This is a genomic window from Wenyingzhuangia sp. IMCC45574, assembly GCF_054182685.1.
On sequence record NZ_CM135169.1, the window covers coordinates 3,988,193 to 4,005,033 of the forward strand.

Annotated in this window: 16 protein-coding genes and 1 tRNA gene; 8 read left to right on the forward strand and 9 right to left on the reverse strand. The window is 33.9% G+C overall.

The window, feature by feature from the left end; translation table 11 throughout:
• Positions 1-33: 33 nt before the first annotated feature.
• Entirely contained in the window at positions 34-450 is a 417-nt protein-coding gene (locus tag ACXHHC_RS17110; protein ID WP_458227581.1) for a nuclear transport factor 2 family protein, read from the forward strand.
• Between the two features lie 122 nt (positions 451-572).
• Here ACXHHC_RS17110 and ACXHHC_RS17115 read toward each other — a convergent pair.
• Positions 573-645 (reverse strand) — tRNA-Phe (locus ACXHHC_RS17115).
• 144 nt (positions 646-789) lie between these two features.
• Between ACXHHC_RS17115 and bshA the strand changes: the two genes are divergently transcribed.
• Together bshA and ACXHHC_RS17125 are read left to right on the forward strand one after the other, a co-directional pair.
• On the forward strand, positions 790-1,926 hold the full coding sequence (bshA, locus tag ACXHHC_RS17120) for an N-acetyl-alpha-D-glucosaminyl L-malate synthase BshA (protein ID WP_458227582.1): 1,137 nt from the start codon (positions 790-792) through the stop codon (positions 1,924-1,926).
• Positions 1,927-1,938: 12 nt separating this feature from the next.
• Entirely contained in the window at positions 1,939-2,436 is a 498-nt protein-coding gene (locus tag ACXHHC_RS17125; protein WP_458227583.1) for a flavodoxin family protein, read from the forward strand.
• A gap of 48 nt (positions 2,437-2,484) precedes the next feature.
• Here the strand turns inward: ACXHHC_RS17125 and ACXHHC_RS17130 are convergent, their stop codons facing one another.
• Both ACXHHC_RS17130 and ccsA read right to left on the reverse strand, forming a co-directional pair.
• On the reverse strand, positions 2,485-3,000 hold the full coding sequence (locus ACXHHC_RS17130) for a DUF2892 domain-containing protein (protein ID WP_458227584.1): 516 nt from the start codon (positions 2,998-3,000) through the stop codon (positions 2,485-2,487).
• 65 nt (positions 3,001-3,065) lie between these two features.
• Positions 3,066-6,263 carry a cytochrome c biogenesis protein CcsA gene (gene ccsA / locus ACXHHC_RS17135; RefSeq protein WP_458227585.1) on the reverse strand — a complete coding sequence of 1,066 codons (3,198 nt, stop codon included), beginning with the start codon at positions 6,261-6,263 and terminating at the stop codon, positions 3,066-3,068.
• A 162-nt stretch (positions 6,264-6,425) separates the two neighbouring features.
• Here ccsA and ACXHHC_RS17140 point away from each other — a divergent pair, with 162 nt between their 5' ends.
• Positions 6,426-7,565, forward strand: coding sequence for an NAD(P)/FAD-dependent oxidoreductase (locus ACXHHC_RS17140; protein ID WP_458227586.1), 1,140 nt, complete (start codon positions 6,426-6,428; stop codon positions 7,563-7,565).
• Between the two features lie 69 nt (positions 7,566-7,634).
• Here the strand turns inward: ACXHHC_RS17140 and ACXHHC_RS17145 are convergent, their stop codons facing one another.
• The 5 genes from ACXHHC_RS17145 to prmC all read right to left on the reverse strand — a co-directional run bounded on the left by ACXHHC_RS17145 (position 7,635) and on the right by prmC (position 13,199).
• Positions 7,635-8,480 carry a hypothetical protein gene (locus ACXHHC_RS17145; RefSeq protein ID WP_458227587.1) on the reverse strand — a complete coding sequence of 282 codons (846 nt, stop codon included), beginning with the start codon at positions 8,478-8,480 and terminating at the stop codon, positions 7,635-7,637.
• Positions 8,481-8,605: 125 nt separating this feature from the next.
• Positions 8,606-10,804: an NADP-dependent isocitrate dehydrogenase gene (locus ACXHHC_RS17150; RefSeq protein WP_458227588.1), complete on the reverse strand. Its 2,199-nt coding sequence runs from the start codon at positions 10,802-10,804 to the stop codon at positions 8,606-8,608.
• A 180-nt stretch (positions 10,805-10,984) separates the two neighbouring features.
• Complete coding sequence (gene rplS, locus ACXHHC_RS17155) at positions 10,985-11,338, reverse strand: 50S ribosomal protein L19 (RefSeq protein WP_458227589.1); 354 nt, start codon at positions 11,336-11,338, stop codon at positions 10,985-10,987.
• A 164-nt stretch (positions 11,339-11,502) separates the two neighbouring features.
• Positions 11,503-12,180 carry a tRNA (guanosine(37)-N1)-methyltransferase TrmD gene (trmD, locus tag ACXHHC_RS17160; RefSeq protein ID WP_458227590.1) on the reverse strand — a complete coding sequence of 226 codons (678 nt, stop codon included), beginning with the start codon at positions 12,178-12,180 and terminating at the stop codon, positions 11,503-11,505.
• A gap of 170 nt (positions 12,181-12,350) precedes the next feature.
• Positions 12,351-13,199, reverse strand: a complete 849-nt coding sequence (prmC, locus tag ACXHHC_RS17165) for a peptide chain release factor N(5)-glutamine methyltransferase (protein WP_458227591.1) — start codon at positions 13,197-13,199, stop codon at positions 12,351-12,353.
• 46 nt (positions 13,200-13,245) lie between these two features.
• Between prmC and ACXHHC_RS17170 the strand changes: the two genes are divergently transcribed.
• Genes ACXHHC_RS17170 through ACXHHC_RS17185 form a run of 4 tightly spaced genes read left to right on the forward strand, consistent with a single transcriptional unit; the run spans position 13,246 to position 16,239 of the window.
• Positions 13,246-13,713: an LEA type 2 family protein gene (locus ACXHHC_RS17170; protein ID WP_458227592.1), complete on the forward strand. Its 468-nt coding sequence runs from the start codon at positions 13,246-13,248 to the stop codon at positions 13,711-13,713.
• Positions 13,714-14,760, forward strand: coding sequence for a bifunctional diaminohydroxyphosphoribosylaminopyrimidine deaminase/5-amino-6-(5-phosphoribosylamino)uracil reductase RibD (gene ribD / locus ACXHHC_RS17175; RefSeq protein WP_458227593.1), 1,047 nt, complete (start codon positions 13,714-13,716; stop codon positions 14,758-14,760).
• 4 nt (positions 14,761-14,764) lie between these two features.
• Positions 14,765-15,631: an EamA family transporter gene (locus ACXHHC_RS17180; protein WP_458227594.1), complete on the forward strand. Its 867-nt coding sequence runs from the start codon at positions 14,765-14,767 to the stop codon at positions 15,629-15,631.
• Positions 15,628-16,239: an IMPACT family protein gene (locus ACXHHC_RS17185; RefSeq protein WP_458227595.1), complete on the forward strand. Its 612-nt coding sequence runs from the start codon at positions 15,628-15,630 to the stop codon at positions 16,237-16,239. The genes ACXHHC_RS17180 and ACXHHC_RS17185 overlap by 4 nt, the downstream gene beginning before the upstream one ends.
• 11 nt (positions 16,240-16,250) lie before the next feature.
• On the opposite strand, the gene ACXHHC_RS17190 is transcribed toward ACXHHC_RS17185, so the two are convergent.
• Entirely contained in the window at positions 16,251-16,652 is a 402-nt protein-coding gene (locus ACXHHC_RS17190; RefSeq protein ID WP_458227596.1) for an acyl-CoA thioesterase, read from the reverse strand.
• Between the last annotated feature and the right edge of the window lie 189 nt (positions 16,653-16,841).

A 16,841-nucleotide genomic window follows, 5' to 3' on the forward strand; every position in this document is an offset into this window, starting at 1 on the left:
ATACATTTATAAACAAATACAATCAATAGCATTATGGAACAAAAACACCCATTACCACCGTTTACCGAAGAAACGGCAAAGCAAAAAATACAAATGGCAGAAGATGCTTGGAATTCTAAAGATGCAGTAAAAGTGTCTAAAGCATATACTGTAGATAGCGAATGGAGAAACAGAGACCAATTTGTAAATGGTAGAGAAGAAATTCAGGACTTTTTACAAGACAAATGGGAAAAAGAATTGGATTACAAGTTAAAGAAAGAATTGTGGGTTTTTAGAAAGAACCGAATTGCAGTTCGCTTTGAGTATGAGTACAGAAATACAGCAGGAGAGTGGTTCCGTGCTTATGGTAACGAAAATTGGGAGTTTGACGAAAATGGACTGATGCAAAAACGCTTTGCGAGTATTAATGATTTAGCGATTGAGGAGAAGGATAGAAAGTTTAGGGATTAGAAAACATTCCTATGTAACGGTTTTTTAAGTGGTGCCTCCAGTCCCGAAGCTTCGGGAGAACTGGTGACACAATTATTTTAGATAAAACAAAAAACCACTTCTAAAAAGAAGTGGTTTTAAAGTGGTGCCTCCAGGAATCGAACCAGGGACACAAGGATTTTCAGTCCTTTGCTCTACCAACTGAGCTAAGGCACCATGCTTAACTTAGCGGTTGCGAAATTAAACTTTTTTTTAAATCCACAATAACTTTTGGAATAAAAATTGCTCTAAAAAATAAAAAATTTTGTGTTGACGTAAGTTAAGGGTATTTTTGTAGACAAACACAGTAAAACTAATAGTATGCGTATAGGGATTGTATGTTATCCTACTTTTGGAGGTAGTGGAGTGGTAGCCACAGAGTTAGGGATGGCTTTGGCAGAGAAAGGATATGAGGTTCATTTTATTACTTACAAACCACCTGTACGTTTAGACTTAATTGCCAGTGGAATACATTTTCATCAGGTACAAATACAAGAATATTCATTATTTCACTACCAACCCTACGAATTGGCACTCTCTAGTAGAATGGTTGAGGTGGTGGAAAAACACAATCTAGAAGTTTTACACGTGCACTATGCCATTCCTCATGCTTATGCAGCCTATATGGCCAAGCAAATGTTGGCAGAAAAAGGAATAGACATTCGTGTAGTAACTACTTTGCATGGTACAGATATTACTTTGGTAGGAAAGCATCCAAGTTATAAGACAGCGGTAGAGTTTGGAATCAATCACTCGGACGTGGTAACTTCGGTTTCTAAGAGCTTAAGAGACGATACCTATAAGCTGTTTGACATTAAAACAGATATAGAGGTTGTTTATAATTTTATAGAGCTAGAAAAGTATGCAAATTATCCTTTAGGAGTTCCAGAATGCCAAAGAGGTAGTATTGCCAGTGAGAATGAGTTTATTTTAACTCATATTAGTAATTACAGACCTGTTAAGAGAGCAGAGGATGTTGTAAGAATTTTTGCGAAAGTAGCTGCAGTAAAACCCGTAAAATTGGTTTTAGTGGGTGAGGGACCAGATATGGTAACGGTTAAGAAAGTGGCAAAGGAGCTAGGTGTTTACGATAAGATTCTATTTTTAGGGAATAGTACCGAGGTCAGTAAAATATTATGTTATACCGATGTGTTTTTATTACCCTCTAAATCGGAAAGTTTTGGATTGGCAGCATTAGAAGCTATGGCGGCAAGAACACCTGTGATTTCTTCGAATACGGGAGGTTTGCCAGAAGTAAATGTGGATGGTTTCTCTGGATTCCTAAGCGATGTAGGAGATGTGGAAGATATGGCTAAGAATACACTAAAATTGATTGAAAGCAAAGAGGTATTAGATCAATACAAACAAAATGCGCAAGAGCGAGCTAAAGATTTCCATATAAACGCTGTATTGCCTAAATACGAAGCTATTTATAAAGGTTTGGTAGTGCCTGCATAAAATCATAAATATATGAAAACAGTTATTGTTGTTGCAAGTGCAAGAAAAGAGGGGCACACTCATAAAATAGCGGCTACAATAGCAAAACTTTCTGGTTGGTCTGTTGTAGACTTACATGATTATACCATTTCTCCTTACGATTATGAGCATAAAAATAGCAATGACGACTTTATACGATTAATGGAAAAGCTAATAGCTAACTATGATTGTTTCGTTTTTGCGACTCCTGTGTATTGGTATGCCATGAGTGGAATGCTAAAGAATTTCTTTGATAGATTTACAGACTTACTCACCATAGAAAAGGATTTGGGGAGAAAGTTAAGAGGCAAGTCTATGGCAGCTGTCTCTAGTTCAGGGGGAGACCATCTAGAAGAATTATTTTGGATGCCTTTTGAAAAAACTGCCAATTATTTAGGAATGAATTTTATTGAGGGGTTGCATTCCAATAGCGGTAATGCATCCGAGCAATCCATCAGCGATTTTATTCGTAAAGTTGAAAATAAAGCATAAAAAAAGCATCCGATTAGGATGCTTTTTTTATGCTTATAAGGAAGTAGATTAGATTCTTTTCATCTGATCTTTCATCATCTTAATCTGATCACCTAACATTCCGTGTTTGTCTAATTTTTTAGCTTCGTTTAACAAGGTTGTAGCTTCTCTTTTTCTACGTTTGCTCATTGCAACCCCCGCTAAGTTTAATTTAGCCATGGCTTGGTCGTGTCCCATTCTTAAACCAATGTTTAAAGCTTTCTTTAATAGCTTTTCCCCTTGTGTCATGTTTCTTTGGATCACCATTAAACCTTGTAAGTAATAATAGTAAGCTTGCTGAGAAGTAATTAAAGCCATTTCTGGGTTTTTAATTTTTTCCAACCACTTTTCAGTTCCTGCCATGTTCTGCTTTCTCATTTGTAAAAAAGCCAATAACAAAATTTCGTTCTTAAAGTATAAGAACACAAAAATACCAGATAACAATAATAATAGAATACCGTTTCCAATATTTTCATCTATAAATTGTAATACCGCTAAAACTGCAACACCTGCTGCTAAAACTAATTTTAAATATTTATGAAACATTTTTGTCTTTGTAATTTAATAAGTCTGCAAATTTACATTAATAATGCTTGAATTTACAAACAGTTTTATTTTTTATAGTGTTTTCTAAATTGAATATAAGCCAAGGTACCAATAACTGCTACGGTAGCAATTGAATAATACACAAAGTTTGGTGTTACTACCTGATCTCCACTAGCATATGAATGCAATCCAGATAAGTAGAAGTTAACCCCAAAGTAAGTCATCATAATACTTGCAAAAGCATAGACAGATATAATGTTAAAGGCAAACTTTCCTCTTAAGCCAGGAACCAAACGCATGTGTAGTACAAAAGCATAAATCATAATACTAATTAATGCCCAAGTTTCTTTAGGATCCCATCCCCAGTAACGTCCCCAACTTTCGTTGGCCCACATTCCTCCTAAAAAGTTACCAACAGTAAGCATTACCAAACCTACGGTCATACTCATTTCGTTGATAATCGTTAATTCGTAAATTTTTAAACGAATCGTTTTTTTGTTTTTAGAAGTGGTTAATATCATTAGTATTAACGCGACTAAACCTAGAATCATACTTAAGGTAAAAGGTCCGTAACTAGCTACAATAATGGCTACGTGAATCATTAACCAGTACGAGTTTAATACAGGTTGTAAGTTGGCAATTTGTGGATCCATCCAGTTCCAGTGTGCTACCATTAAAATCATAGCGGTAACAAATACTGTTGCTGCAATTGTTAAAGAAGATTTTCTACCAAAAATCAATCCAAATAACATGGTTGCCCAAGCTACGTAAATCATAGATTCGTAAGCATCGGACCAAGGTGCATGACCAGAAATATACCATCTGGCTATTAAACCAGCTGTTTGTAAAATAAATAAAACAATAGCAATAGCAATGCTTCCTTTAATAAGGTAGTTGATAAGTTTACTCTCTTTAAAAATTTGGATAATGATGAATAAAAATAACAATGCACTTATGTACATATCGTAAGCAAACAACTTCTTAAAAATATCATACTGATTGTACAATACCTCGTATTCAATCTTTTGATCATTAGGATAGACTGCTGCTCCGTGTTTCTTTTGGAAGTTTTTAATTCCTTCTAAAATTTCGTTTGCTTCTTTGTAATCTCCTTTTTGTTTTGCTTGCCAAACTACCTGACGGTATGCTGGTAAAATTTGTTTCACAAAAACAGAATCGATTCCTTTAAAACCAGCAGTTTCTAACTCTAATTGAGAAACCCACTTATTGTTTTCGTCGTTAATTTTAGGGAAAATTCTAAGAATACTTCCGCTAATTGCTGTGTATAATAAACCAACACGTTTGTCAATGTTAATTACATCTTTTTCAAATGCACTTTTAACTTGTGTTTTTTCAGCATCGGCTACATAACTTGTTAACTTATAGTTTCCTGTAGGATCCATAAAGTCTGTTAAGGCAGCATATTTTGTTGAAGCATCAATACCAAGTATGGTTCTAATCTTTTTGTCTTTTTTTTCTAAGTAGATAATTGGAGCTCCAAACCAGGCTCTAGGGTTTTCTATAATAGATAAGAATACTTGGTTGGCATCTAATTCGTTATAGGTGTCTTTTTTACTAACTTTTCTAAGCAATTCACTTGCAAAAGTATGAACAGGTTTCATACGTCCACCCGCATCCTGAATAACCAGTTTACTAAAAGCCAATGCGTGTTCTGGTGTAACCGCATTTTTAATAATAGCTTCCTTTATTTCCTCTGGATTTAACTTCTTAGGTAATTTTGCTTCGTGTTCATGCTCTTGATGATCGTGCTCTTCGTGGTTGTGTCCATCGTGATCGTGATTGTGGTCGTGTTCTTGGGCAAAACCAAAGGTGGTTGTAAGTCCAATTAACAAAGCAATTACAGCTGTTTTGTTTTTTAATTTATTCAATTTTGCTCCCAACTGTCCAAATCGAGTTTTCTTTAAGAAAAGAGAACAAATTAATCCGATGTATAGTAAAGAGTATCCTATGTAAGTTATAAAAGTACCTGCTTCATCATGGTTTACAGACAAACGAGTTTCTTCTTTTGGTCCAGATAAGTCGTAACTAGATTGGAAAAAACGGTACCCTCTATATATTAAAATATTATTCATAAAAATTCTAAAATCAAACTTTTCATTTTTTTCATCATCAATAAGAGTTACCTCACTTGCATAAGAAGCAGCAGATTCAGAACCCGGGTATTTTTCTAATTGAAAATCGTTTAACTGAATATAAAATGGAAGTTTGATGATTTTAGATCCGTATGAGATATTAAAATTCAATCCAGCCAAGGTAAAGGAAACAGGTTTGTTAGAAGTGTATTTACCTCCTTTTACTTGTACTAAAGTCATTTTGTCTTTAGAAGTAACTTTTAACGTAATTAAGGCTTGCGGATATTCTTTTTTGTCTTCGGCAGAAATGGTTTTCATGTCTCCTTTTACAGGTTTTTCTGGAACCACAAAACTCAATCCTGCAATTTGGTGTAAACTTAAAAAGTTAAATTTTGTAGTCTCGTCTTTTACAATCTGCCCCGTATAACGATCTGCCATTCTCATAAAAGTACCGTTGTGTTTAGATTGCAATTGCATAACACCATCTACCTCGGTAAAGTTAAGAGAACTGTTTTCGGCAATTTCGTATCCTACTAAAACACCGTGAATGTTTTCGATACTTCCTTTTTTAATATAATGGTCGTGTCTGGAACCAGAGCTAGACTCTACAAAATGCAAATAAGTAGCTCCGTTTTCATCTAATGTAAATTCTGTTTTGGCATTGGGTATGTATTCTGTAAGCTCTATGTCAATGTCTTGACCTCTAAAGTCGGTATCCATTTTATAAGATGCTTTCCCTTTTGCAGACAGTAGAATAGGGCTGTGTACGTACTTTTCTTCTTTAAAGTTGTGAATGTTTAAATTTAGGTAAGTAGTTTCAGAGAATATTTCGTTGCTTTTATCACCTTCTAAAATAGGCATTACTCCCTCGTAACCAGCATATCTTGTTACTCCTGCACCTAGTAGAATAAATATAAAAGACAAGTGAAACAGTAATACAGACCATTTCTCTTTTTTGTAAAGTTTGTATTTAAAAATATTTCCAAAAAAGTTAATCACAAAAATAACCATGATCAATTCGAACCACCAAGCATTAAAAATTAAAGCCTTGGCTGTTTCTGTACCATAGTCATTCTCTATGAATGTAGCAATTCCCATAGCAGCAGCAAAGACAATAAATAAAACTGCCATTAATTTGGTGCTGTATATAATATTCCAGAATTTTTTCATGTTACCCTATAAAATTTAGACCGCTAAATTAAGCATTAAACTCAGAATGAGTAGCAATAATCGTGCAATTATAGCTGTTTTTACTACATAAAAATAACTTATTTGCAATTTGATTAAACAGGTTTAAATTTCTATTATTGTTACACTTATTAAATAAGACATATGAAAAATTATCAAGTAGCAGTTGTAGGGTCTGGACCTTCAGGAGCTTCGGCAGCTTTTCACTTAGCTAAAGCAGGAATTAAAACGGTTGTTTTAGAAAAAGAAGTTTTGCCAAGGTATAAAGTTTGTGGAGGAGGATTTGTTTACAGAGGTAGAAAAAATATGCCTTTTGATATTTCTAGTGTTGTAGATGTTGAGTTTAATAGTGTGGACATTTACATGGGGAAAGATTTACATTTTGTAACTGAGAGAGAAGAGCCTATTGTCTCTTTGGTAATGCGTGATGCTTTTGATAAATTAATTATTGACAAAGCAAAAGAGCACGGAGTAACTATTATTGAAGATTGCAAGGTAAATAACATTAACTACGATGGTAAAGGTGTTACTTTAGATACAACCCAAGGAGAGGTTTATGCAGATTGTGTAATTGCCGCAGATGGTGTTTACAGTCAGTTGGCAAAAATGGCTGGATGGACAAAAGAAACAAGAAGCCTAATTCCTGCATTAGAATATGAAGTTGAAGTAAACGAGGCAGATTTTGAAAGACTTTCTAAAGAAATACGTTTTGATATAGATGCCATTCCATCGGGTTATGGTTGGTGTTTTCCAAAGAAACATCACTTGTCTATTGGAGTAGGGGCTTTCTTAAAAGAAGATCAGAAGATTAAAGAGTATTGTGCAGAATACATAAAGTTTTTAGGAATAGAGGAAATTAAGTCGATTAAAAAATATGGTTATCAAATTCCTGTTACACCAAGGTTGGACGGTTTTGTAAAAAACAATGTCTTTTTAATTGGAGATGCAGCCGGATTTGCAGATCCTTTAACAGCAGAAGGAATCTCTAATGCAATACTAAGTGGAAAGTTGGCAGCAGAAGCTATTATAGAAGCAAATGGCGATATTATTAAAGCAGGAGATACGTACACAAGAATTATAGAAAATACTTTAATGCCAGAGTTGTTAACCTCTATGAAATTGGCCAAAGTGTTTTATGGAAGTAAGATGGTACGTAAATTCTTATTAAAGAAATACGGGCAACGTTTTAGCGATGCCATGACAGATATTTTTATGGGAGATAAGTTATATCCTAAAGATGTAAATAAAAAAATAAAAGAGAAGTTAAAAGAAATGGTTTTTTAATTTCTGTTGAATAACAAAAAAAGGGACTGCATAGAAAAGCAGTCCCTTTTTTTTGTTTTAGTGTTTACTTTAAATTTTATTTCCTACTAAATCGTAAAGCTCAAATTTTTCATTACTCCCATCTTTATTACAAGTATATTTAACAGTACCAATCTTTTTATCAGCACTATTAAATAATAAGAAGTCACCTTCATAACTTTCAGAATCATTCAGTGCATTTTCATCCATTTCCATGGTAAAGTGATAGGTGTTTCCTTTGGTGTCGAATTCTATTTGATAAACGGCTTCTAACTCTAGAGGAATTTCAAAATCATCAGAAAAGTCAAAAGAAGCAGCGGAAAAGTCTATCTTAAGTTTAAAATAACTTCCATCTACAACGTTAAAAATGTCTCCGTCAAAGTTTAAAGTTCCTGTAATGTTAGAGTTGATAGTCGCTTTATAAACAAAAGAGCTAAAGTCTGCCCCTAGATTAAATGCTTGGTTATAGCTAGTGGTAGAAGTAAAATTATGAATGTAGTTTAAGCCTGTAATTTTAGTAACTTCTTCGGTAATGTATTCATTAAGTTCTTCTGTTTTACAAGAACTAATTGCTTTTTTATTCTTATCAAAATACTTGATGGTAGATACAATGTTTTCTCCTTCTATATTTTCATTAATTTGTTCTGTATGATTACAAGCAAGAGGGCTTACAGGTATATTAACTTTAGGAGTTCTTGTAGCAAAAGCGGTACTAGATTCAGAATCAAAATCAGACTCTGGTTTTTGATCTGCTATTTTGTCTATTTTAAGACTTTGTAATTTACTACTTATTTCAACTAGATTACCATCTGTAGCTGTATCAATTCCTTCCTCTTTAGCACTACAAGAGAATAATAAAAATGCTGTAATTGCATATAAAGCAATGCTCCTTTTCATTTTATGAAAAATTTATATTCGAAGTGCAAATTTAATAAATATATTGAAGTTAAATAGGTGTGGATTAAAAATAAAAAAATCCCACACCGGTAGGTGTGGGATTCTAATATAGTTATAGCTTTTAATTAAGCAATTCCTTCAATAATTGAATTTAAAGTAGCACTTGCTCTCATTACAGAAGAAGTCAATTCTTCGTTTAATAAGTAGTAACCTCCAGTGTTAGCAGGTTTACCTTGTACTGCGATTAATTCTTCAACAATTTTAGCTTCGTTGGCAGCAATTTCATTAGCAACTTCAGAGAATACTGCTTTTAATTCAGCATCTTTATCTTGTGCAGCTAATTCTTGAGCCCAATAGAAACCTAAGTAGAAGTGAGAACCTCTGTTGTCAATTCCACCTACTCTACGAGTTGGAGATTTATCGTTGTCTAAGAACTTACTAGTTGCAGCATCTAAAGCTTCAGAAAGAACTTTTGCTTTAGGGTTGTTAAATTTCTCTGATAAGTGTTCTAAAGAAACAGCTAAGGCTAAGAATTCACCTAATGAATCCCAACGTAAGTAGTTTTCTTCTTGTAATTGTTGAACGTGTTTAGGAGCAGAACCTCCAGCACCAGTTTCAAACAATCCACCTCCGTTCATTAATGGAACAATAGATAACATTTTAGCAGAAGTTCCTAATTCTAAGATTGGGAATAAATCTGTTAAATAGTCACGTAATACGTTACCAGTTACAGAGATTGTATCTTTATTAATCTTTACTCTAGCTAAGGTAAATTTAGTAGCAGCAATAGGATCTAAGATGTGAATTTCTAATCCTTCAGTATCGTGCTCTGGTAAGTATTTGTTTACTTTCTTAATGATTTCAGCATCGTGAGCTCTATTCTCATCTAACCAGAATACTGCTGGCCATCCAGTAGATCTAGCTCTGTCTACAGCTAATTTTACCCAGTTTTGGATAGGAGCATCTTTAGTTTGACACATTCTAAAGATATCACCAGCTTCAACATCCTGAGATAATAATACGTTTCCGTTAGTATCTACAACTTCTACAGTTCCAGCTTCCTCTAATTGGAACGTTTTGTCATGAGATCCGTATTCTTCAGCTTTTTGAGCCATTAATCCAACGTTAGGAGTAGTTCCCATTTCTTTTGGATCAAAAGCACCATTTTCTTTACAGAATTCAATAGTTGCTTGGAAAACTCCAGCGTAAGAACGGTCTGGAATTAAAGCTTTTGTATCTTGTTGTTGTCCTTCTGCGTTCCACATTTGTCCAGAAGTACGAATCATTGCTGGCATAGAAGCATCAACAATAACATCAGAAGGAACGTGTAGGTTTGTAATTCCTTTGTCAGAGTTAACCATGGCAAGGTCTGGAGCATCTGTATAAACAGCTTCTAAAGCAGCCTTTACTTCTGCTTCTTTTGCATGACCTGCAATTTTATTATATACATCACCGATACCGTTGGTAGCAGTAACACCTAACTCAGCAAATAAGTCAGCGTATTTTTCAAATACATCTTTGTAGAATACTTCAACAATAGCTCCAAATATAATCGGGTCAGAAACCTTCATCATGGTAGCTTTCATGTGTAGTGATAACAATACACCGTTTGCTTTAGCATCTGCTATTTCTTTAGCGGCATATTCTTTTAAAGCTTTAATGCTCATTTTAGAACAGTCAATAACTTCTCCTGCCAATAAAGGAGCATATCCTTTTAATTCTGTACCGTTAAAAGTAATTTTAAATTCAGTAGCTTCTTCTACAGTTGTAGATTTTTCAGAACCATAAAAGTCATTTGCTTCCATAGAAGCTACATGCGTTTTAGAGTCTTTTTCCCAAGCACCCATTTTGTGTGGGTTCTTTTTAGCGTAGTGAGAAACTGCTTTTGGAGCTCTACGGTCAGAGTTACCTTCACGTAAAACAGGGTTTACAGCAGAACCTAATACTTTAGAATAAGCAGCTTTAATAGCTTTTTCTTCGTCCGTTTGTGGATCGGCTGGGAAATTTGGAACAGCAAAACCTTTATCTTGTAATTCTTTTATTGCAGCTTGTAACTGAGGAATAGAAGCAGAAATATTTGGTAACTTAATAATGTTAGCCTCTGGAGTTTTTGCCAACTCACCTAATTCTGCTAATGCATCACTTACTTGTTGATCTTCTGGTAAAAAATCTGATAAGTTTGCTAAAATTCTTCCTGCTAAGGAAATATCTCTAGTTTCTACTTCAATATCCGCTTTGTTAGTAAAAGCTTTGATAATAGGTAACAAAGAATATGTAGCCAATGCTGGTGCTTCATCTGTCTTTGTGTAAATAATCTTTGCCATTATGATGTTGATTTAATTTTGTTCTTTTTCGCTAAGCTTAGTTTAGCTGTGCAAATGTACTAATTATACACGGTTTTTTAACCCACTGTTAAAAACATAACGCTTTTGTGGTAAACTGTGCTATTTTAACCAAAAAACCCAACACAATGTGTTGGGTTTTTATACGGTATGTGAAAGAAATTATTTTCTTCTAACTTCTTTAATTCTTGCTTTCTTACCAGTAAGTTCTCTAAAGTAGTAAATTCTTGCTCTACGTACTTTACCTTGCTTGTTCAATTCAATTTTTTGAATTGAAGGTAAGTTAATTGGGAAGATACGCTCTACACCAACAGTTCCAGACATTTTACGGATTGTAAAAGTTTCTGAAGCTCCAGATCCTCTTCTTTGGATAACAACTCCTCTAAAGAACTGAGTACGTACTTTTTCACCTTCTCTAATTTCGTAATACACAGTAATTGTGTCTCCTGCTTTAAATCCAGGTACTTCTTTTTTTGCTACAAATTCGTCTTGTACAAATTTTACTAAAGATTCCATCTTGTATTTTTTATAATGGTTTTCCAGAACAACATTCACGAGTTTTTCGTCAGAGGTTATTTTGGGAGTGCAAATATATTAATTAGTTGTTAGTTTTCAATTGTTAGGTGTTAGTTTTTTTGGAAAAACTTATTATTTAGTAGCTTAAAGCCTACAGCCTAATGCTACTCATCTAACAAATCGGGTCTTATTCTTTCTGTTATTTCCAAGGCTTTTTCGGTTCTCCATTCTTCTATCTTTGGAAAGTTTCCACTTGTTAGTACTTCTGGCACTTTAGTTCCTTTGTAATCTGCAGGTCTTGTGTAAACAGGTGGCGATAATAAGTCGTCTTGAAAAGAATCTGTTAAAGCAGAAGTCTCATCACCCAAAACACCGGGGATTAAACGGAGTATAGTATCGCATAGGACTGCTGCACCTAGTTCTCCACCACTTAACACATAATCTCCAATAGAAATTTCTTTGGTGATAAATAAATCACGCACACGTTGGTCTACTCCTTTATAATGTCCACAAAGAATAATTATGTTTTCTTTTAAAGATAAGGTGTTGGCTGTTCTTTGGTTTAACGTTGGAGCATCTGGTGTCATATAGATCACTTCATCGTAGTCCCTTTCGGCTTTTAGTTTGCTAATACAAGCATCAATAGGTTCAATCATTAACACCATTCCGGCACCGCCACCAAATTGCATATCGTCAATTTTACCGTAGCTGTTTAAAGCATAGTCACGTAGGTTGTGAAAATGTACTGATGCCAATCCTTTTTCTTGAGCTCTTTTCATAATAGAATACTCAAAAGGACTTTGAATCAACTCTGGAGAAACGGTAATGATATCTATGCGCATGTGAAAGTTTTTTGCAAAAGTAGTTTTTTTGTGTTTATCTGTTGATACGTTTATTCGTGTAATCGTAAATTGATCAGTGAATAAAGATCAAACAAACCTTTTTAATTATTTGGCATTAAGAATAAAGTCAAGGATTAATCTACTGTGTACAGATTACTTTATACTACCTGCTAAAAAGAAGCTTTCACCATTCTATCATTCCCAAACATGTCTTTCTTTAACTCAATGTTTTTAAAACCAAGATGTTTTAATAGTTCAATCGTTTCAGCCCCTAAGTATTGGTTAATTTCGTAGTACAATGCTCCATTCGGCTTTAAAGCTGTTTTAGCTAACTCTGCAATTTTTTTGTAAAAAATAAGAGGATCGTTGTCTTCTACAAAAAGAGCCAAATGCGGTTCGTAGTCCAAAACGTTTTTTTGCATTTCTTGTTTTTCTAGGTTTCTAACATATGGAGGGTTGCTTACAATTACATCGTATTGTTGTGGTAGACTATCTGTGCTTAAAATGTCTTGATGTAGAAAGTTAACCATGGCTTTGTTCTCAAAGGCATTTTTTTTAGCGGTTTCTATGGCTTTTTTAGAAACGTCTATAGTGGTTATTTTGGCTTTATTTAAGTTTTTTGCCAAACAAATAGGAATGCAACCAGTTCCTGTTCCAATATCTAAAACTTCTAAACCTTCATGCTTTTCAACATCATTTAAAATCCAACGGATTAATTCTTCTGTTTCGGGTCTAGGAATTAACACATCTGGGTTTACAAGAAACTTTAAATCCATAAATTCGGTAAAACCTATTAAATGCTGAATAGGCTCTTGTGCTACCAAGCCTTTTATAATGTTTGTAACTAAGTTAGTTTGTGTCTTGGTTAGCGACTCATTAGGGTTTAGGATGGCATCTACTTTAGAACTGTCTAGGACATCTTCTAAAATAAGTTTATAAAACGAATCTATCTCGGTGGTTGGGTAATGACTTGCTAGCAGTGTATAAAGTTCTTGTTTAAATGTTAGGAAAGTCATCATTTGGCTTATTTATTGATATTTTTGCAGGAAGTGCAAATATACGAATATGAAGACAGTAAAAACGATTTGCTTTTTGGTTGCTACGTTCCTTTTATTTTCTTGTGGGAATTTAAAAGCTCCTATATACTCAGGAGTAAAAGATTTGGCAATATCAGAAGTAGTTAATGATTCTATAACTGTAAAAGCAAAGTTGAATTTTAAGAATCCTAACAAAGTAGGAGGCAAGTTATACTTAACAGATTTACATACTATGGTAAATGGTATTGCTATAGGGAAGCTTAAGAATCAGAAGGTAAAAGTTCCTGCTAAAAGTGATTTTTCTGTGCCTTTGGAAATAAAATTATCGAAGGATCAATTATTTAATTCTAAAAAAGGCTTGTTAGGATCTTTACTTACAAGTTTGTTTACCAATAGGATAGAAGTAAAGTTAGATGGGCAGGCTACTTTTAAAAAGTTTTTGTTCAAAAAAGAATATCCTATTAAATTCACTAAAAAAATAAAAATTAAGAAATAAGTGAGTTCAACAGATCGTATATACATGCAAAGAGCTATTGAGCTCGCAAATAAGGGAACGCGTTTGGCTTTTCCAAATCCTTCTGTAGGAGCTGTTCTTGTTTGTGATCATAAAATTATAGGAGAGGGGTATACCAGTCCTTATGGAGGAGCACATGCAGAGGTCAATGCTATCAATTCTGTTAAGGATGTTACGCTGTTAGATAAAGCTACATTGTATGTTACTTTAGAACCTTGTTCTCATTATGGGAAAACACCTCCTTGTTCTTTATTGATTATAGAAAAACAAATTCCAAGAATTGTTGTTGGGTGTATAGATACTTTTTCTGAAGTATCGGGGAGAGGAATTAAAATGCTGTTAGAAGCAGGAAGAGAAGTGGTAGTGGGGTGTTTGGAAAAGGAATGTTTAGAAGTGCACAAACGGTTTTTAACGTTTCATAACAAACAAAGACCTTATATTATCTTAAAGTGGGCAGAAACCAAAGATGGTTTTTTAGATGTAGACAGAGAGGTGTTTCGTAAAAAAGAAGCTCAACCCACATGGATTTCTAATGAATTGTCTAGGCAGTTAGTACATCAATTAAGAGCGGAGGAGCATGCAATTATGGTAGGGACAAATACAGCATTAAAAGACAATCCAAGCTTAACTACTCGTAGTGTTAAAGGAAAAAATCCAGTTAGGATTTTAATAGATAGAACATTAAAAGTACCACACGATTATCATTTATACAGTGGAGAAGTAGAAACTATTGTTTTTACAGAAAAAGACGGAGAGGGGGCTGGTGTTACTTACAGTAAAATTGATTTTAGCGGAGATATTTTACCTCAGGTTTTAGAGGTATTGTATCAAAAAAACATTCAGTCAGTAATAGTAGAAGGAGGAAGTCAGTTATTAAGTAGTTTTGTAAATGAAGGTTTATGGGATGAGATTTTTGTCTTTAAAGGAGTAGCTGAGTTTAAAAACGGAGTGTATGCTACTAAGGTTCCTGTTAAGCCTATAAAGGTTGATGAAATAGGAGAAGATTTGTTAAAACATTTTAAGAAATAGTACGATGGTGTTTTTATGCTTAAGCATTTTTTTTACGGTACTTGTTTTTGTCATCCTTAAGGAGTTTGAACGTTATCGATTGGATAATTTTCAGGCCATTGTGGTCAGTTATTTTTTGGCTTTTATTATAGGAGTTTTTTTTAGTAAGGCAACTATTACAGTAGCTTATTTAATAGAGAAGCCTTGGTTGTGGGGGGCAATTGCTATTTCTACACTTTTTATTATCGTATTTAACTTAATGGCTATAACGGCTCAAAAAGGAGGACTGTCTATCATGACAGTGGCTGGGAAAATGAGTATGGTTATTCCAATTATTGTTGGAGTAGTTTTGTATAACGACAGTTTAAACTTTTTTAAGATAACAGGAATCGTTTTAGCTTTAATAGGGGTTTGGTTAACGTGTAAAAAAGACAAAGGAGATCAGTTTGACAAACGCTTGTGGTATCTTCCTTTTTTTATTTTCATAGGAGGTGGAATTGCCGATTCCTTATTAAATCATATGCAAACTAAATGGGTGCCTGTAAATGAATTTGATGTTTTTTCGGCCTCGTTGTTTTTGTTTTGTGGCTGTATTGGAGCTGTAGTCTTTGTGATAAGGTTTCTTTTAGGGAAATTAAAATTATCGCCCAAGAGTTGGGTTGGAGGTTTGGTTTTAGCAATTCCAAATTACTTTTCAATTTATTATTTGGTAAAAGCATTGTCTCAAAAACAATTTGGTACAGCATTAATTTTTTCTGCGAATAATTTATTGGTGGTGTTGTGTTCAGTATTTATTGGGTTGTGGTTGTATAAAGAAAAGTTAAGCCGACAAAATTATATTGGCTTGGGGATGTCTTTACTAGCTATTGTATTTCTATATTTTGCAATATGAGTGTACAATTAAATACATACAAAACGGTGGAGACTCCTGTAGAAGAAGTTCTTTACAAAGAAAAAGGAAGTAAGTTTATCGGTTATTTATTTCCAGTGACCTCAGAAGACGAAGTTAAGACGTGTTTAGAAGAGGTTAAGAAAAAATACCACGATGCCAGACACTGGTGTTATGCATATAGACTGGGCTATGATGGGGCGAAATACAGAGTAAATGACGATGGCGAGCCTGGGAATACTGCCGGACAACCTATTTACGGACAACTTTTAGCTTTTGATGTAACAAATGTATTGTTGGTAGTGGTGCGTTATTTTGGTGGCGTTAAATTAGGTGTTGGAGGTTTAATTAAAGCATATAGAACCAATGCTTTTGATACTTTACAGGAATCAGTAATAATTGAAAAGACAATTAAAAGATCGTTTAAGGTGGCAAGCTCTTATGAGCATATGAATAAAGTAATGCGATTGATAAAACAGTACAATCTAGAAATATTGCAACAAGAAATGTATCTAGATTGTACGTTTGTTTTGTCTTCTCCAATAGCTATTTATAAGGAAGTGGTTTTTGCTTTTAAAGAATTGCGAATTGTAGTGGTAAAAGAACTTTAAAAAGGACAGTTTTACGCTTTAAAAATAGCGTTTAAAATATTCTCAGGACAACGCATTGGTTTGTTCTTTTTCATGTCTACAAAAACTAAGGTAGATTCTCCTTTTGTTAATAACTCTTGGGCTTCATTATAAACTGCGTAAACAAAGGTTATTTTAACACCTGGTTTTTCTTTTATACAGGTTTCAATTGTAAGTAAGTCATCGTATTTGGCAGGTTTTTTAAAATCAATGTTTAAATTCACTACCGGTAGCATAATTCCTTGTTCTTCCATGCTTTTGTAAGAGATTCCAGATGCTCTAAGGTATTCAATACGAGCGGTTTCGAAGTATTTTGCATAGTTGCTGTGGTGGGAATATTGCATTTGGTCAGTTTCGTAATATTGTACCCTAAAGCTATTTTTTTTTGTATTCATACTTGTGTGATCATTTCAAATTTATAATAGACAAAAAAAAGAAATAATACAATAGTGAATAGGTTTTTTTTTACTGAATTTTATTCACATTTTTGTACTCCCCTAAGAACGATTACAAGAAGATGATAAATGATGTTTTTTGAAGCGTGATTGTGTGGAATGAACTAACTTAAAAGTGCGACTAAAATT

What these genes read in the sequence shown, in the direction of transcription:
- ACXHHC_RS17140 (WP_458227586.1), top strand. Translation starts at nt 6,426, where the DNA reads ATGAAAAATTATCAAGTAGCAGTTGTAGGGTCTGGACCTTCAGGAGCT.
- rplS (WP_458227589.1), bottom strand. Translation starts at nt 11,338, where the DNA reads ATGGAATCTTTAGTAAAATTTGTACAAGACGAATTTGTAGCAAAAAAA.
- ACXHHC_RS17110 (WP_458227581.1), top strand. Translation starts at nt 34, where the DNA reads ATGGAACAAAAACACCCATTACCACCGTTTACCGAAGAAACGGCAAAG.
- ACXHHC_RS17170 (WP_458227592.1), top strand. Translation starts at nt 13,246, where the DNA reads ATGAAGACAGTAAAAACGATTTGCTTTTTGGTTGCTACGTTCCTTTTA.
- bshA (WP_458227582.1), top strand. Translation starts at nt 790, where the DNA reads ATGCGTATAGGGATTGTATGTTATCCTACTTTTGGAGGTAGTGGAGTG.
- ACXHHC_RS17145 (WP_458227587.1), bottom strand. Translation starts at nt 8,480, where the DNA reads ATGAAAAGGAGCATTGCTTTATATGCAATTACAGCATTTTTATTATTC.
- ACXHHC_RS17185 (WP_458227595.1), top strand. Translation starts at nt 15,628, where the DNA reads ATGAGTGTACAATTAAATACATACAAAACGGTGGAGACTCCTGTAGAA.
- trmD (WP_458227590.1), bottom strand. Translation starts at nt 12,180, where the DNA reads ATGCGCATAGATATCATTACCGTTTCTCCAGAGTTGATTCAAAGTCCT.
- ACXHHC_RS17130 (WP_458227584.1), bottom strand. Translation starts at nt 3,000, where the DNA reads ATGTTTCATAAATATTTAAAATTAGTTTTAGCAGCAGGTGTTGCAGTT.
- prmC (WP_458227591.1), bottom strand. Translation starts at nt 13,199, where the DNA reads ATGATGACTTTCCTAACATTTAAACAAGAACTTTATACACTGCTAGCA.
- ACXHHC_RS17125 (WP_458227583.1), top strand. Translation starts at nt 1,939, where the DNA reads ATGAAAACAGTTATTGTTGTTGCAAGTGCAAGAAAAGAGGGGCACACT.
- ACXHHC_RS17180 (WP_458227594.1), top strand. Translation starts at nt 14,765, where the DNA reads ATGGTGTTTTTATGCTTAAGCATTTTTTTTACGGTACTTGTTTTTGTC.
- ACXHHC_RS17190 (WP_458227596.1), bottom strand. Translation starts at nt 16,652, where the DNA reads ATGAATACAAAAAAAAATAGCTTTAGGGTACAATATTACGAAACTGAC.
- ACXHHC_RS17150 (WP_458227588.1), bottom strand. Translation starts at nt 10,804, where the DNA reads ATGGCAAAGATTATTTACACAAAGACAGATGAAGCACCAGCATTGGCT.
- ccsA (WP_458227585.1), bottom strand. Translation starts at nt 6,263, where the DNA reads ATGAAAAAATTCTGGAATATTATATACAGCACCAAATTAATGGCAGTT.